This is a genomic window from Mariprofundus micogutta (assembly GCF_001895085.1).
Lineage (GTDB): Bacteria > Pseudomonadota > Zetaproteobacteria > Mariprofundales > Mariprofundaceae > Mariprofundus > Mariprofundus micogutta.
Map to the genome: position 1 here is coordinate 1 of NZ_BDFD01000013.1, position 14970 is coordinate 14970.

Annotated in this window: 17 protein-coding genes and 3 tRNA genes; 13 read left to right on the forward strand and 7 right to left on the reverse strand. The window is 46.2% G+C overall.

What is annotated here, in order from left to right; genetic code table 11:
- Positions 1–331 precede the first annotated feature (331 nt).
- The gene (locus MMIC_RS12900) at positions 332–457 is read right to left on the reverse strand and encodes a hypothetical protein (RefSeq protein ID WP_265331368.1); all 126 of its coding nucleotides are present in this window, start codon (positions 455–457) and stop codon (positions 332–334) included.
- 154 nt (positions 458–611) lie between these two features.
- Between MMIC_RS12900 and MMIC_RS07830 the strand changes: the two genes are divergently transcribed.
- Both MMIC_RS07830 and MMIC_RS07835 read left to right on the forward strand, forming a co-directional pair.
- The gene (locus tag MMIC_RS07830) at positions 612–1037 is read left to right on the forward strand and encodes a PilZ domain-containing protein (protein ID WP_072659980.1); all 426 of its coding nucleotides are present in this window, start codon (positions 612–614) and stop codon (positions 1035–1037) included.
- Positions 1038–1059: 22 nt separating this feature from the next.
- Positions 1060–1476 carry a PilZ domain-containing protein gene (locus MMIC_RS07835; protein WP_072659915.1) on the forward strand — a complete coding sequence of 139 codons (417 nt, stop codon included), beginning with the start codon at positions 1060–1062 and terminating at the stop codon, positions 1474–1476.
- 6 nt (positions 1477–1482) lie between these two features.
- On the opposite strand, the gene gloB is transcribed toward MMIC_RS07835, so the two are convergent.
- Positions 1483–2271 (reverse strand): hydroxyacylglutathione hydrolase, encoded by a 789-nt coding sequence (gloB, locus tag MMIC_RS07840; protein ID WP_072659916.1) that lies wholly within the window; start codon positions 2269–2271, stop codon positions 1483–1485.
- Positions 2272–2300: 29 nt separating this feature from the next.
- Here gloB and MMIC_RS07845 point away from each other — a divergent pair, with 29 nt between their 5' ends.
- Together MMIC_RS07845 and MMIC_RS07850 are read left to right on the forward strand one after the other, a co-directional pair.
- On the forward strand, positions 2301–3272 hold the full coding sequence (locus MMIC_RS07845) for a cation diffusion facilitator family transporter (RefSeq protein ID WP_072659917.1): 972 nt from the start codon (positions 2301–2303) through the stop codon (positions 3270–3272).
- Between the two features lie 69 nt (positions 3273–3341).
- Positions 3342–3989, forward strand: a complete 648-nt coding sequence (locus MMIC_RS07850; RefSeq protein ID WP_072659918.1) for a peroxiredoxin — start codon at positions 3342–3344, stop codon at positions 3987–3989.
- A 66-nt stretch (positions 3990–4055) separates the two neighbouring features.
- On the opposite strand, the gene MMIC_RS07855 is transcribed toward MMIC_RS07850, so the two are convergent.
- Complete coding sequence (locus tag MMIC_RS07855) at positions 4056–4772, reverse strand: YecA family protein (protein ID WP_072659919.1); 717 nt, start codon at positions 4770–4772, stop codon at positions 4056–4058.
- A 217-nt stretch (positions 4773–4989) separates the two neighbouring features.
- Between MMIC_RS07855 and MMIC_RS07860 the strand changes: the two genes are divergently transcribed.
- The 6 genes from MMIC_RS07860 (at position 4990) to MMIC_RS07885 (ending at position 7186) form a co-directional block, all read left to right on the forward strand.
- Positions 4990–5078: transfer RNA gene (locus MMIC_RS07860), tRNA-Ser, on the forward strand.
- 56 nt (positions 5079–5134) lie between these two features.
- Positions 5135–5224 (forward strand) — tRNA-Ser (locus MMIC_RS07865).
- A gap of 85 nt (positions 5225–5309) precedes the next feature.
- Positions 5310–5786, forward strand: a complete 477-nt coding sequence (locus tag MMIC_RS07870) for a DUF2155 domain-containing protein (RefSeq protein WP_072659920.1) — start codon at positions 5310–5312, stop codon at positions 5784–5786.
- A gap of 26 nt (positions 5787–5812) precedes the next feature.
- Positions 5813–5889: transfer RNA gene (locus MMIC_RS07875), tRNA-Arg, on the forward strand.
- 572 nt (positions 5890–6461) lie between these two features.
- On the forward strand, positions 6462–6656 hold the full coding sequence (locus MMIC_RS07880) for a hypothetical protein (RefSeq protein ID WP_072659921.1): 195 nt from the start codon (positions 6462–6464) through the stop codon (positions 6654–6656).
- Positions 6653–7186 (forward strand): hypothetical protein, encoded by a 534-nt coding sequence (locus tag MMIC_RS07885; protein ID WP_072659922.1) that lies wholly within the window; start codon positions 6653–6655, stop codon positions 7184–7186. The genes MMIC_RS07880 and MMIC_RS07885 overlap by 4 nt, the downstream gene beginning before the upstream one ends.
- A gap of 95 nt (positions 7187–7281) precedes the next feature.
- Here the strand turns inward: MMIC_RS07885 and MMIC_RS07890 are convergent, their stop codons facing one another.
- The 4 genes from MMIC_RS07890 to MMIC_RS07905 all read right to left on the reverse strand — a co-directional run bounded on the left by MMIC_RS07890 (position 7282) and on the right by MMIC_RS07905 (position 10803).
- Positions 7282–7932, reverse strand: coding sequence for a hypothetical protein (locus MMIC_RS07890; protein WP_072659923.1), 651 nt, complete (start codon positions 7930–7932; stop codon positions 7282–7284).
- A gap of 267 nt (positions 7933–8199) precedes the next feature.
- Positions 8200–9441 carry a DNA polymerase Y family protein gene (locus tag MMIC_RS07895; protein WP_072659924.1) on the reverse strand — a complete coding sequence of 414 codons (1242 nt, stop codon included), beginning with the start codon at positions 9439–9441 and terminating at the stop codon, positions 8200–8202.
- 250 nt (positions 9442–9691) lie between these two features.
- Positions 9692–9844 (reverse strand): hypothetical protein, encoded by a 153-nt coding sequence (locus MMIC_RS12705; protein ID WP_171966478.1) that lies wholly within the window; start codon positions 9842–9844, stop codon positions 9692–9694.
- Between the two features lie 605 nt (positions 9845–10449).
- Positions 10450–10803, reverse strand: coding sequence for a hypothetical protein (locus MMIC_RS07905; RefSeq protein ID WP_072659926.1), 354 nt, complete (start codon positions 10801–10803; stop codon positions 10450–10452).
- Between the two features lie 679 nt (positions 10804–11482).
- On the opposite strand from MMIC_RS07905, the gene MMIC_RS07915 reads away from it, so the two are divergent.
- The 3 genes from MMIC_RS07915 (at position 11483) to MMIC_RS07925 (ending at position 14952) form a co-directional block, all read left to right on the forward strand.
- A complete protein-coding gene (locus MMIC_RS07915; protein WP_072659928.1) occupies positions 11483–11908 on the forward strand; it encodes a hypothetical protein in 426 nt (141 codons plus the stop codon).
- Between the two features lie 94 nt (positions 11909–12002).
- Positions 12003–13328 carry a TolC family protein gene (locus MMIC_RS07920; protein ID WP_072659929.1) on the forward strand — a complete coding sequence of 442 codons (1326 nt, stop codon included), beginning with the start codon at positions 12003–12005 and terminating at the stop codon, positions 13326–13328.
- On the forward strand, positions 13321–14952 hold the full coding sequence (locus MMIC_RS07925; protein ID WP_072659930.1) for an efflux RND transporter periplasmic adaptor subunit: 1632 nt from the start codon (positions 13321–13323) through the stop codon (positions 14950–14952). The genes MMIC_RS07920 and MMIC_RS07925 overlap by 8 nt, the downstream gene beginning before the upstream one ends.
- Positions 14953–14970: the final 18 nt, after the last annotated feature.

Consider the following 14970-nt stretch of genomic DNA (forward strand, 5'->3'; position numbering starts at 1 on the left):
GCATGGAAGCATTTACGAAACGCTCGCAAAACCTTGTTCAAAACAATCTTTGGGCAGAACAACGAGGCAGCATGAACTATAAACCATGCGATCAGCTTTCAGACTCATTTACGGATTGGAAAATACTATAGTGTTTCTGTTTTAATCCATGGAAAATGGAATGCGCAGATGGCATCTTGAATAGATGCTGGCGTGTTTGAGTGGGCAGCGTTTGGATTCTGGAATTGATCCGGAGATGATCAGCCCCGCTGTGTGGTAACGGGGAGTTATGATGTCTTAAAAAGATAGCCACCCCGAAGGGTGGATTGAATCTGAATAATTGCTTCCTGGTTTAAAATGCAGATGAGATAATGCCCAAAGCACCTACAACTGCAGTAACCATGATGACAGTAGCCATCGGGCTCTGCTCATCTTCTTTTGAATCAAATGATTCCGGGGTATTACTGTGTTTATGCATATCAGCCTCCTGATCTTTAGCTACAAGCCAAATCTAGCTGGCGATGAATTGTGCTGATGTGAGATGTATTACAAAACCGCGTTAGAAAACTGTTTTTTGCTCCAGATTATTCTGGGTGCTTTTTAATTCTGATCTGTATGACTACACTGGCACCATGAGGTCTATTGATAATAGCGTCATCGAGAAGATTGCTACGCTGTCCGGCGAATTGCCTGAAAAGCAGAAACAGCAGTTGCTGGATCTGATCGGAAGTTGGCGGGAAGATGTACGCCAGGCACCTCGTGCTCCCTATAAAGAACTGCTGAACTTCACCTCAAAGAAAGGCAGTCATTACGGCCATGCCCACGATGTCAGTGCTTCGGGTGTGTTTATTGAGACTACAGCCTACTTTGAAGTTGGTGAGCAAGTTAATCTGGTCCTGACATTTATTTCTGCCCCGAATCCGGTGCGGCTGACCGGTTCAGTTGTTCGTAAAACAGCTGATGGAATCGGAGTGCATTTTGATGAAAGCAGTCAGTCGCAGGTGAAAGAGATGGATTCCATTATTTCCAAGCATGCACTGATTCTTCGCCAGCCTTGATGATCAGGTTGAGGGGTAGACTGTGAGTTATGTTGATCCCAATACTGTTAAACTGATTTCTAAGATTGCAAAGGGCTTGCCGCCTGACTTGCAGGAAGAACTATTGTTGCTGGTTGCATCGTGGAAAACGGATGTGCGTAATGCACCACGCTGGCATTTTGTTGAGATTCTGGGGTTCACCTCTGAGCAAGGAACTCATCAGGGAAGAGCTAAAAACATCAGTGTCACAGGTATATTTATCCAGACTAATTGTCATCTGAAATTAGGTGGTCATATTCATATGGTGCTTTCATTTATTGCTGATAGTAAACCTGTGAGTTTGCACGGCCATGTAGTGCGCCAGACATCTGAAGGTATTGGTGTGAAATTTGATCTGACTTTGATGGAAACCCACTACCTTGAAAAAATGATTTTGGATTATCACGAGACGATCAGATGATAGTCGCTAGAAGTGGTCTTTTTTTAATCTGATATCTGTAAATACGGCTACTGCATCATTCTCAATATTATTTTGCGTGGCGTATGAAGAACAAAAATTCTGATGTGATGGTCTGAGAAATGGATTGGTAAGTTTCTCCAGGCCAACAGTAGAGGGAATGGTAGGCTCGTTGGCATTGCGCTTTAGCTTGTCCAACTCGATACGCCGTTCAAGTTGCTTGTTATCCGCATCGATGTGGCGGGCAAATTCGAGATTGGCCAATGTGTATTCATGGGCACAGTAGACTCTGGTTTGATCAGGCAGTGCAGAAAATTTATTCAGACTCTGCCACATCTGGCTGGCTGTGCCCTCAAAAAGCCTGCCGCAGCCAGCTCCGAACAAGGTGTCACCGCAGAATAGGGCATCATCAATAAGGTATGCAATATGACCGCTGGTGTGTCCGGGTACTTCCAATACCGTGATGTTTAGCTCTGGTATATCAGGAGAGAAAGCTTCAGAGGTTTTAATATCAATACCGGGAATGCGTGGTGCATCCCCTTCAAAGCCAATGATCTGGCACCCGAAATCGGATTTAAGTTCCAAGTTCCCATCGGTATGATCCCAGTGATGATGGGTATTAATGATATGGCTAAGCTTCTTATTCAGCTTTTTGCAGGCGTTTCGCACCGATACCGCCACGGCCGGATCGACAGCAATCAGGATATTTGTTGTGTGTGACTCTATCAGATAGATATAGTTGTCCCGAAGAGCAGGCAGTTGATGGACGGTGAAGTTTTGATGCCGGTATGACCACATCGGGCCAGTTTAACCTACAAGGAGGTTTCATGTCACACGGTTCGACAAAAGCAGTGTTAACGGCGGTAGCAGGTAATTCACTGGTGACAATTGCCAAATTCGTCGGGTTTATGCTTTCTGGCTCCAGTGCGCTACTCGCGGAGGCCGTCCATTCATTGGCCGATACAGCTAATCAGGCGCTGCTATACCTCGGATTGAGGCGCTCTGTCCGCAAAGCGGATGATGAACATCATTTTGGTTACGGCCAGGAACGATATTTCTGGAATCTTGTTTCTGCAGTGACAATTTTCTTTCTTGGTTGTGTTTACACTATTATGCATGCTATCGAACAGCTTCGGCATGATCATTCACCGGAGATTTCGCTGATTCCGTTTCTGATTATTGGTTTCGCATTTATTGTAGAAGGATATTCACTCATTGTTGCTTTGGTTGAATTCAAGCGTCAATACAGGGAGGCGGGTAAAACGTTTCGCCAGTATTTTGTAGAAACGAAAGACCCGACCACGCTGGCAGTATTGATTGAGGATTCAGTCGCCGTGTTCGGCCTGCTTGTGGCTCTGGCGGGCATTGGCCTTGCAGCTTACACAGGCTCAGCTGTATTTGATGGTATTGCGGCTATTGTGATCGGTTTGTTAATGGGTGGACTTGCTTATTTCCTGGCCTCAATGAATCGCAAATACCTGCTCAACCATTCCAATGAAGAGGTGGATGAAGTCGCGAGGAAAATCTGGCAGGCGGACGGGCAGGTGCAGCATGTGCAGCGGGTGAATAGTATCGTGCTGTCACCCGAGGACACTTTGCTCATGGCAGAAGTGGAGTTGCGTGAAGAGACAATATTTTCTGATATGACACAGGAAGAAATTGCCCGCGCAATCCAATTTATGCATAAGCTGGATGATATTCGCAGATCGCTTGAAGGTGATGTCAGTCGTATTGCTCCAGAGACAAAACATATCTTTATCGAGTTTACCACCCCACAGGATAAACCTGATAAAGCGTAGGGTGGTGCGATCTGCATGAATCCACTACCATTGCATTTCACATTATTTGTATCATAAGGAGTTTTAATAATGAGCGTATTGGTTGGCAAACAGGCACCTGATTTTACGGCCGCTGCTGTGATGGCAGACGGTTCTATCAATGAGAACTTTTCTCTTTCCGATTACAGTGGCAAATATGTTGTGCTGTTTTTCTATCCTCTGGATTTTACATTTGTATGTCCATCCGAGCTGATCGCATTTGATCATCGTATTGCAGAATTCGAATCTCGTGGTGTTCAGGTTATTGGTTGTTCTGTTGATTCACAGTTCACCCACGCAGCATGGCGTAATACTGCAGTGGATGCCGGTGGTATTGGTCCTGTGGCATACCCTCTGGTTGCAGATCTGAGCAAAAATATTGCTGCTGACTACGATGTGTTGATCGATAACGACAGTGTAGAAGATGAAGATGGCGATGCGGTTCACTTGCTGGGCGGTACTATTGCACTGCGTGGTTCATTCCTGATCGACAAAGATGGTGTTGTACAGCATCAGGTTGTAAACAACCTTCCATTGGGTCGTAATGTTGATGAGATGCTGCGTCTGGTTGATGCACTGCAGTTCACTGAAGAGCACGGTGAAGTCTGTCCTGCAGGCTGGAACAAAGGCGACAAAGGCATGGTTCCTGATGCAGATGGTGTTGCTTCTTACCTGTCTTCTGAAGCGGACAAACTGTAAATCTAATCTGAATCAAAAAAGGCGGCTCGATGAGCCGCCTTTTTTTGTGCGATTTTTTTTTTAAGGCTAAACGTGAGCTGCAACCAGCTTGAGCCAGTAGTTTGTCAGGGTTTTGCTGTAACTATCCGGCTCTCCATCCTGAAGCTGCTGGACCAGATCAAAAGCATGTTCTTCCGGAATGTGGTAAATAGCTCCGGATGTTTCCCATGCACCTTCACACTCTATAAGGCGAAGTCCTACAATATCACCGGCATCAAACATGCGGCTGGTTACAGCATCCTCGATTTCTACAACTTCCGAGTTGTCATCAGGATATAGGGCGAGGGAGTAACTTTTGCCTGCAATGCATTCTGTCACCTGATATAAACGCAAAGGCCGTTCTGCCAGTTGGTTCAGGTAAGCGCGCTGCTGTTCATCAAGGTCCAGATCTGCATCAAGAATAAGCTGCAGAGGACTGGAAGTGTTGCCCTCTTCATCGGTGAATACGCCTTCTGCAACCAGATATTCGAGAAGGTTTACATCGTGAACGCTGCGGATGCGCGGATCAGCACTGGTGATGCCCGTGCGCTCCTCGGTGGGGATATCCTTGAGCCAGCTGTCTTCCAGCCAGCGGCCGATATCATCCTGATGCGCATGGTTGATCCATCCTAGCGATTTTTGAATGCCATCGCGGCGATTGATGCGATTGCTGGCCAAGTCTCTGGCTTTCAGGCCGCAGCATCGTTTATATTTTTTTCCGCTACCACATGGGCAGGGCTCATTGCGTTGAACTTTACGAACCACAGGTGCTCCTTGCTGTTAATGATGATTGCGCGTCAGCATATACTAGAAGACAAGCCGGGTGAATATTAAGCTGAAAACTAATAACTATCAGTGGATATTCACCTTTTATAATTAATTATATTATGCCATTGCCATATCGGCTTTGCGTGCTATCTTTCCGGCCTGCAAAAAGAGAGGCCTGTTTGAAGTTGTTTTTCAGGTCTGATGTAGTAACAACGGAAGGGTGACAGAGTTGGCCGAATGTACCGGTCTTGAAAACCGGCGTAGGGAAACCTACCGTGGGTTCGAATCCCACCCCTTCCGCCAGTTATCTCTGTGATGCGAACAGCTCGCGCATTACTACGAGACATAGTTGAATCAACGGAGAGATGGCTGAGTGGCCGAAAGCGCGCCCCTGCTAAGGGTGTATAGGCTAAAACCTATCGAGGGTTCGAATCCCTCTCTCTCCGCCAGTATTAACAGCTTTAAGTTTTTTCGCATGTCAGCTTGGCATGCATAAAGCTTTAAAGAGTCAGGCTTTGGTAAACAGGAGGCAGCTTGAAGAAACTTGCGTTATTCGCTGTCGCTTTATTGATGCTGTCGGCCTGTGAACAAAAACAGGCTGAACAGATCGAATGGCAGCTACCATTGGAAGCGCAGGAAGATCCTCACGGAAGTCAGAATCTTGCAGTTGTTCCGGACTGGGCAGTAGCAATCCCCGGGGAAGCTGAACTGGTTTGGCTGGAAAAAAGTACGACGAAAACTATTCCGTCTATCGTATCGCTTGGCACTGCGACACAGGTAAACGGATGGGATGTTCAGCTGCTGGGATTGGCAACAGGCCTCAGAGTTGAAAATAGCGCTTTTCTGAACGATGAAAATGTGCATAATCCCGCCGCCTTCGTACAGATCAGCAAGGATGGTGACATTCACTATCGTGGTTGGCTGTATCAGAACTTTCCGGAGTTGTTCGGTATGGATAATTTGGAATGGAAAGTTTGGTTGAAAGGCATTACTCTTCGGCCCGCTTCATAAGGACGAAGGATTAAGAAGCACAACAGGCTCCCTTAGCTCAGCTGGATAGAGCATCTGACTACGAATCAGAAGGCCGGGCGTTCGAATCGCTCAGGGAGCGCCATATAAATCAAGCACTTACGGAAACGTAGGTGCTTTTTTTTGCTTGAAGAATGGATTTGTATGCAAGTTTGTATGCAAGTTTCTATCAGGCACATGTGATTTTAATGTGGGAGTCCATACATTCGGGATTAGCCGCTATAATATAGATTCATAAATATGATCTTATGGTTTCATACACATGGCCTTTTCGAAATTTACTTGTCAGTTCCAGATGAAATTAAGCTGGATAACCTTAATCCGGTCCCAATGAAGAATAGCATCCAGTAGTTTCTTCTCGAAAAATCATGTAAACCTTTGATGGTGAATAGATTCAAGTAAATCGAAGCAACAACCAGTAACAAACCTATCTCTCTGCATTTTTTCATATGTTTTATTAATTATTATTTTACTTCTCCAGCTTTTGAGTTGGTTTATTTTGTGGATAAGCAGGAGGGGCGAGAATCGCATTCATTTGGCAGGTGAAGAGAAACCAAGGGGGCTGAATAGAGGTTTTTGGTGATTTGGGCTTTAGAAGAAATTCCTCGTGTAGGGTGCCGGATATCGTTTAGATAATACTTACCAACGGAGAAGAGTATGCTGCAGCAAGAAATGTATTACGTAAAAGATATGTCGATTTTGACAGGCAGGACAGAGAAGGCAATTCGTACGGCATTGTGCCGTGGGGATGACGGGAAAACCTTACCGCCATCCATAAAGGCGGGTGGCCGCCGCTGCTGGAAGCGAAAAGTCCCAGATGATTGGTTCTTAAACCTCGGGGAAGAAGAGTGAGTATCGGGGATGATGAGTTGCAGGGAGGGCAGAATTGTGTCCTTACCGCTCCTGTGCCAGTAATGGAAGAAAAGGAGATGTATCAATTTAGGATTAGCGCGGATGTGGAAGGCAGAATAATCGAAGCGGTAAATGATTATTTTGCTAAGAATCATAAGATGCCGTCTGTAGCAGTGGTTCGTAGCGTAGCACGTGTAGATGGTAATGCTGCGTGTGAAGTGATGCGAGTATTACGCGAATCTTTGAAGGAACAGTCACCACTACTTACTTCAGCAGTTACCGAGAAAAAAGATACTCTGGTAGAAACGAATATAAGTAATTCATATGAAGCTGAGTGTGAGATAGAACATTTGCGCAGCGAGTTGGCTATGGCAATAAAAGAGGCAAACCAATTTCGGACTTACTCTGCTCGGCTCTTAGGTCGGCTTGAAATAATTACGCAGGAAAAAGCTGATCTGCTAGCGCTGGTCGAAGCCAGGGTTAATCATCGCACTTTTTTTGGCTTACTGAAGTTTTGGGGAAGTAAATGATCCACCCCATGTGGTCGCCTATAAGTGCCGCACCAATCACTGGTGCGGCAGGTTAATGAAATCGATGATTTTAAACGTGAAGACGGATTCAAATTTCAGGCTGCATAACGCAGGTCATCATCAATCATTCTTCTTCTGATTGTTATTTCCCGGTGGCACGGTCTGCAAACGGCTTGCAGTAGGGCACATTCATGTATTTTGAGAACATACTCAATCGAGGGATGATCTTCTGGCAATAACAAAGGCTTTTGCGTTAACCAATCCATCTTCTGCTGCGATACTTCGAGGTTCATAGTTGGAGTCAGGCTCATCGCATTCTCTATTATCGTGTTGAATTGTGGAGAAATGTGGTCCACCTCTTCGCTTGGATTGTGTCCACAATGCTCACAGATTGGGTGCTTATTTTTATACGCTATTATTTGAGGATAAACTGCATACCTTAGCCTTTGTTCAAGTATTTTTTTGTGATTTTTAGGGTATACGCACTCGTACCATGAGGTTCGATGCCACCCATGAGCAGGAAAGTGAGCTTCGAGATAATAGTTATTTCTTGCGTTGGGTTTCTTTCTGAATAGCACAGGAAATAGGTTATGGCGTGAGCAATAATAATGCTTTTTCAGGATTAGATCAGAGAGCAGTGGGAAAGAAAACTCCTGATCATATTCATATGTCTGTATAACAGTTTGGATTTTGATCGCTAGCTCAGACTTGCTCATTCCCTCAAAAAAATCATTTTTTGTATTCATAGTTGTATGTTTCTCCTGTGATTTAAAGTCACAGGTAAGTTTTTGAGGGGGGCTCAAGAGAGAGTGGCGAGTGTCGTGCTATTTGCTATTCACAACGATTGATGTGAGAGCTGGCGCTAGTCAGCTTTTAGTCTGTTATCTAGAATAATAATGTTATTATTTCATGTTTTACTCTCAGTTAATACATTGAAACTGTCTTATTATATAGCCGTTGATCATCTTGGGAGTTAATCGCTGCAAGTCTCGGAAGGATGTCAGTACGTGAGATTAGCTCGCCATAATCACAGGATACATAAACCTCACTTTCGCATCTGATTTCTTGCCCGAAAATGCCCCTGCCATTTTCACAGTGCTACTGCCATACCGTTTATTAATTTTATCCATGGTAAGAAATAGGCCAGCCTGTTTCTCATCAGTCTTCATAACGCCAAATAAGTCAGGTAGAGCATCTTCAGCATTGGTAATGTTTTCTGCAATTATGCCGCAAGCCCGATATAGCTCATTGGCCTGATAAAGATCGGTCACCATACCTTGAACGGAGCGGAAGATCCTGAAGTAGTTGTTTGTCGGGTACTCAAAATCAGCCTTGGCTGAAACCGAGCTGAAGTCTTTGAGTCTCATGAAAATAGTAATGCGTTTAATAAGAAGACGCTTTATCACAAGTTCCGTTGCCAGCCGAGTTATATGGCGGATCAGATGCGATATAATGGTTTTCTTGTTGCCTGTAACTTCTCCCATGCTGGCTGTTCTGGCCATGCTTTTGGGGAGCTGAGTGTGTAGCTCCAGTCCTATAGCTGTTATACCTTTCATCTCATGCCAGAGGTCGTTTCCGGCCTTTCCGAGGAGGTGTTTGATGGCCTCAAGATCAGCATTAACAAAGTCCATCGGAGTCTGAATGTTAGCTTTGTTCAAGGTTGAGAGCCGATTGGATCCAATGCCGCATACATCAGATAGTTCAACCCGTTCGAGAAACAGTTGAATCATGCTGGTTGGTACAATGGTTGTTCCATTCGGTTTATTATATTCCGATGCCATCTTTGCCAGAATCCGTGTGACCGAAACACCTACTGACACTGTGATTCCGACCTCACGATGCACTGCACGCCGAATATCATGGGCGATACCTTTGTAGTCCTTCTTCCAGAGCAGTCTAGTGCCATTCAGATCGAGGAACCCTTCATCAATTGAATAGACCTCCATATCAGGGGAGTAACGCCTCAGAATTGAAAACATCTTCTCTGAGATCAGGCCATAGAAGCGGAAGTCTGCTGAAAGGTAGGTGGCATGTGGCATCAACTTCTTTGCTTCCCAAATCGGCATGCCTGTTTTAATGCCCACAGCCTTCGCGTCATAGGTCTTGGCTACCACGCATGCATCTTGGCTGGAAAGAATGCATACAGGCGATCCTATGAGTTCTGGGCGACGTACCAGTTCACATGATGCGAAGAAGCAGTCGGCATCTATGTGGGCTATGGCGTTCGGCCAGTCGGGATCAGGGGAGGAGGTCATGCGCGCATTGTAGTGTACGTTCGTACACCTATAAAGGGATAATAGGAGGGGATTGGCCATCCACCATTACCTCTGCGGTTGATCTCGAACGAGATCTCGCATATGAATTGACTCAGTTTTGTTACCTCAAGGAACAGTTTTTTGTGGGAGTAGCTCTGAGGATGGAAGAAGGGAGGAAAAAGGGGTGAAAAACGGACACTGAGATTCAGCTATTATCGGCGCCCCCCCCCCCCGCAATTCGACACACATTTCAGCGTTCCAAAATCATAAGAAGCGGGTGGTCATTGGAGCGAAAATCAGAGGCCGGATTTCTGGCATCCGGAGATGTCATCACCACCATCATCAAGGTGAAAATCGAGAGGGCGATCTGGGGTGCGTTTCTGAGAGAGATGATTGACTTCATGATAGCGACTCCTTCTTCACGAAGATGCTTTTTTGTGGGAAAACGGGAGAGAGATGATTTGCCGAAAACATGCAAAATCAAATCTGAAGAATCGGCTCGAAAGGCGATGGGAAAAAAAGAGGGGACGGAGAGGTTGTGTTGCCGAAGGCAGGAGGGGTTGCATCTTGGATGCGGTTATTTTTTATCTCTCTTGAGATGGGTGTTTGGGCACCTGGTAGAGGGTTTTGGTGTCACTCTGGATTTGTTTGAGTTGTAGCTACACTTTTTGGTGTGAGACACTTTTTCAAAAAGAGGGTTGAAACACAAACCTCTATTAAAGGCTTTTGCGCCGTAGAGGTGGTTCGAAGTGTAGCTACGCTGTCCCACGCGACACCCTGCTTGTCTCATGGGACAGGTGGGGTGTGGCGTCGCACATGGGTATTTGTCTCACGGCTAAAAGTCCAATGTTTTCAACAAAAACAAAAAAAACGGCTGATTAAGACCGGTTTCATTGCAGGTGTGTTTTTGTGTGTTTCAGGGGTGTCTTAGTTACCCCCAGAAGTCATTTGTATCGATTGATTTTGTGACAACCTCATCGTCAAATTCCTTGTATGCTTCCTCTCCATTTATCTGGTCGTTGGACAATTTTCGGATACAATCTTTGGTCCTTTCGTATAGTCTGAGAGGCTTCTTTTTGCCGTGATAGGAAGCTCTGGAATCTTATCTTCAACTGGATAGTTGACCGGAGGGTTCACAAAAGCATGGATGGTTTTGATGCGGCGAAGACCTCCATCACGGTAGGTTAGAGCCTCCCACAAATCGAGGTTGGCGAACATCTGAGAATGGACTAAATCATCGAGCTGTTCTGAGTATCCATGGGTCATTGTTGTACGCACATCTTTGTTCGGATTTATGAACCTTTCAGCGCTGAATTTTTTACCTGATTCACCACCCATTTCAGCAGCCGAAATAATGCGCATATGAAATGTTATTTTAACGAAGAATTTTGCTGCTCATTGGCACCCTAAAAGCACTCCATTTTCATCAAAAGATGACGATCGATTTCCTCAGATAACCCATGTCACTCTTCACTACTGCTTGAAGAGTCCTGATTGTAAATTCCGAGCACCCAGAGGGTAATGCCACTTATACTCAGCAGCCCTAGCCTAGTGGGCTCCACCCCATCCACCTCAACCACAAATAACAAAACTGAGATCACGGTTAAGTATAATCCAAGATCACGGCACGATTGAAACACTATGTTTTTATTAATCATCATTTTTTACACCTCAAGTTTGGTAGGTATAATTTTTAAGCATGGAATAATTTTTTGAGGGATGATTCATGAAGGTTATTTGAATTCGCCAGTACTTTTGTCGGTATTTCTTAATATGAATGGGGGAGAGCCTAAACTATAGGATCAAAAAGGTTCGAAGATGTGAGTCCTTGAAACGCCACCTTACATTTCATGTGGCGCTTTTCGAGTACCGAAAGAGAATAAGACTCTCAGTCTCTTTTGATAAAATTTTATTCGATGGATTAGAGATCAGGGTTAGATCAGTTCTTTATTACCTTAACACACTTTGATGGGAGTTTTCTAATCTCTTTTTTCAAGTTTATTCATTGTTTTTTAATCTTGGGAGGCATAACGTAGGCCGCATGTTGAATCGTAAACTGAACCTGCGTGGCCTTTCCCGACTGATGATCGGGCTGTTTGCCGTGCAGATTCTGGCAGCTGGATTTTGTCTGATTTCACCAGAATCACATACCGCTAATGCTCACGCTGCAGATATGCAGATGCCAATGTCCACTGACATGCTTGAGCATTGCGATGTGAATGCTGAAGCTGAATCCGGCCATGGTGATCATGGTTCTGCTTGCGCTCACTGTAACCAGCCGGACGAACTGGTGCAGAGCAAAGCTTCTACATTCAACATCGATTTCGATCTGCCTGTTATGCTGGTGGCATCTACCGAAATAGTGCTGTCCGCTCCGGCTAGTATCGATCTAGCTGTGCGAACCCCCACAGGTCCACCGCGAAGTTCCACCCTTATCTACACAACCACTAAACGTATTCGTATTTAAAACCCACCTTCTGCCGATACCGCGATTCGACTGAATCGAGGTGCATGCCCCTGTGACTTTAAACAGGCATGCGCATCTTTTGCAGGAGGCCTTCATGCCTTTATTTAAACCGCCTTTTTATAAACTACCTTTATTCAAAACCGGCTGGCTGTTGCTGGCACTGCTTTCCTATTCTTCTCTTGGCATAGCAATACCACTGACGCTCAAACAGGCTGAGGCGTTGGCATTAACCAGCAATCCAGCACTGCATGCTGCTGATAGTAACGCGGTAGCCATGGCTACCATTCCATCTCAGGTTAGCAGCCTGCCTGACCCGACACTTTCACTGAACGCAATGAATCTGCCAGTAGACTCATTCTCCACCACACAAGAAAACATGACTCAGCTGCAACTGGGCATCTCTCAGAGTCTGCCATTTCCCGGCAAACTGGCTCTGAAAGCCGAGGCGGCAGAAAGCCTTGCTGGGGCTGCAGCCAGTAACCGCGATGAGTTACGTCTGCTTCTACTACGTAATGTACGTATTCATTGGTGGAACCTGGCATATCTGGATAAAGCACTGATGCTGGTACAGAGCAATCAGGCTCTATTACGTAATCTGGTGAGGGTTTCAGAAGCCAAGTACAAAACCGGCTCCGGGCTTCAGCAGGATGTGCTACTGGCACAGTTGGAGCTATCTCACCTGTTGGAGAGGGAATTATCCCTGAAGACTCAACGCGAATTTCAGGTGGCAGAGCTCAATGCTCTGCTTGGCCGTGATTCAGTTGCTGCGCTTACATTGCCTGAGCAGTTACCTGAAATCATAAAGGTCACCCCGAATATTATTGCGTTAAAACAGTGGGCACGTGATAACCGACCCATGCTGACTTCTCTCAACCGCCATGTTGATGCAGCCGACAGTATGGTTGCTCTGGCTGAAAAAAATTATTACCCGGATTTTAAGCTGGGTGCGGTCTACGGTGTCAGGCAAGGCATCAATCCTGTGAGTCGCCAGTCACGTTCTGATCTCGGCAGCATTATGCTATCCATGACATTGCCTATATATACCGGCAATAAGCAGGACCGGGCTGTAGATCAACGTAAGGCTGAAAAGGCTAAAGCAGAGTATTCCTGGCAGGACGGAGTTAACCGGGTTAATGCCGAGATTGATGCAGCAGCTGCAGACTTGCGCATAACTCGAGAGCAATTATCCCTGTTCAAGCAGGGCATCATCCCGCAAGCGCGGCAGACCACAGCATCTATGCTGGCGGGATATCAGGTGAACAAGGTCGATTTCCTTAACCTTGTTCGAGCCCAGTTGGCCGAATTCAATAACGACATTCAATACTGGCAACTCTATGCCCGCGCAGCACAGGCCGAAGCTCGCCTTGCTGCTGCATCCGGTAAAAAACATCTGGAAAAGGACGTGATAAATCATGAATAAAAACACACTGATGATGGTTGTAGCGGCTCTGGCTGCGGGCCTTGCAGGCGGTTACTTTTTCTCCGGCGCTGAGCAGAAAAGCAGTGGAGTTGAGCCTGTTGCAGGCGATGGCCCATGCCCCGATGGTTCCAAAGCATTGTCCTGGCGCAATCCGATGAATCCAGAGGTCACCTCGCCGGTATTCAGTAAAGATGAAATGGGCATGGACTATTTACCTATCTGTGCTGAGACCAAGAAAGAAAAGAAAATTCTATTTTATCGCAACCCGATGAATCCAGCTATTACCTCACCCGTAGCGGCCCAGGATGAGATGGGTATGGATTATATCCCGGTTTATGAAGATGGTGGCAATGATGCGGTAGCAGGCACTGTCAGCATTGATCCAACCGTAGTTCAGAACATCGGTGTGCGTACAGTGAAGGCAAAGAAGAAGACCATCTCTCGTGATGTACGCACCGTTGGCCGTGTCACCTTTGATGAACAACGTGTGGCTCGCTTGCATCCCAAGGTTGAAGGTTGGGTAGAGAAACTGTTTATCGACAGGACCGGCGAGAAAGTAAGTAAAAATACCATGCTGTTGGCTATCTATTCACCTCAGCTGGTGGCTAGTGGTGAAGAATATCTTCTGGCCCTGAAAAACTGGCAGACCCTGAAAAATAGCCCGTTTGCAGATATCCGTGATGGAGCCAAACGACTGCTGAACACATCACTGGACCGGCTGAAACTACTTGATGTACCAGAGCATCAACTGAAACAGATTCGCGATACCGGTCGCGTACCAAAAGCACTGCATATCCATTCACCGTTCGATGGCATTGTCATGAATATCGGTGCCCGTGAAGGGCAACGTATTACGCCGGAAACCGAACTGTACATGGTTGCCGATCTCTCCCGTGTCTGGGTGCAGGTGGATGTCTATGAGGATGAACTGCCCTGGGTACAGCTTGGTGATGAAGCAGAAATGCGATTGCCGTCCGTACCCGGTAAGGTGTTCAAGGGTAAACTCAGTTATATCTATCCTTATCTGGAAGGAAAAACCCGCACCAACAAGGTACGCATCGAATTCGCCAATCCCGACCTGGCCCTGAAGCCGGACATGTTTGCCAATATCACCCTGAGAGCATCACGCACAGTTGATGCGATTGTGATTCCATCTGAAGCAATTGTACGTACCGGAGCACGCGAGCAGGTGTTTGTTCAAAGGGCTCCCGGAAAGTTTGAACCGCGTGTAGTACAGCTGGGTCTCTCTTCTGACGGTGAAGTACAAGTCACCTCCGGTATCAAAGCCGGTGAACAGGTCGTCACCAGCAGTCAATTCCTGATCGATTCCGAGTCCAAACTGAAAGAAGCCACCGCAAAAATGCTGGATGCGATGAATGAACAACAAACTCCAGCTCCGGAAATGGATATGCAGATGGAAGGCATGGAAATGGACAGCAAAGAGATGGATATGGATGCCATGAATATGGGCATGGATGGGAAGAACATGGATTCGATGGACCATTCGACAGGAGATCCGAATGGGACGGCCACAGGCCGCCCACAGGGTGAGGGGCAGGAGGCCCCGAATCAGATGCCCGCGGATAAACCTGCGCATCAGATGGAGCACCATCATGGCCACTAATGTTTCTAATACATTCAA

Bases quoted from the DNA above. Each gene is read 5' to 3' on its own strand.
- MMIC_RS12900 (WP_265331368.1), bottom strand. From the start codon at position 457: ATGCATAAACACAGTAATACCCCGGAATCATTTGATTCAAAAGAAGAT.
- MMIC_RS07830 (WP_072659980.1), top strand. From the start codon at position 612: ATGAGGTCTATTGATAATAGCGTCATCGAGAAGATTGCTACGCTGTCC.
- gloB (WP_072659916.1), bottom strand. From the start codon at position 2,271: ATGTGGTCATACCGGCATCAAAACTTCACCGTCCATCAACTGCCTGCT.
- MMIC_RS07845 (WP_072659917.1), top strand. From the start codon at position 2,301: ATGTCACACGGTTCGACAAAAGCAGTGTTAACGGCGGTAGCAGGTAAT.
- MMIC_RS07850 (WP_072659918.1), top strand. From the start codon at position 3,342: ATGAGCGTATTGGTTGGCAAACAGGCACCTGATTTTACGGCCGCTGCT.
- MMIC_RS07880 (WP_072659921.1), top strand. From the start codon at position 6,462: ATGCTGCAGCAAGAAATGTATTACGTAAAAGATATGTCGATTTTGACA.
- MMIC_RS07890 (WP_072659923.1), bottom strand. From the start codon at position 7,932: ATGAATACAAAAAATGATTTTTTTGAGGGAATGAGCAAGTCTGAGCTA.
- MMIC_RS07895 (WP_072659924.1), bottom strand. From the start codon at position 9,441: ATGACCTCCTCCCCTGATCCCGACTGGCCGAACGCCATAGCCCACATA.
- MMIC_RS12705 (WP_171966478.1), bottom strand. From the start codon at position 9,844: ATGAAGTCAATCATCTCTCTCAGAAACGCACCCCAGATCGCCCTCTCG.
- MMIC_RS07905 (WP_072659926.1), bottom strand. From the start codon at position 10,803: ATGCGCATTATTTCGGCTGCTGAAATGGGTGGTGAATCAGGTAAAAAA.
- MMIC_RS07915 (WP_072659928.1), top strand. From the start codon at position 11,483: ATGTTGAATCGTAAACTGAACCTGCGTGGCCTTTCCCGACTGATGATC.
- MMIC_RS07920 (WP_072659929.1), top strand. From the start codon at position 12,003: ATGCCTTTATTTAAACCGCCTTTTTATAAACTACCTTTATTCAAAACC.
- MMIC_RS07925 (WP_072659930.1), top strand. From the start codon at position 13,321: ATGAATAAAAACACACTGATGATGGTTGTAGCGGCTCTGGCTGCGGGC.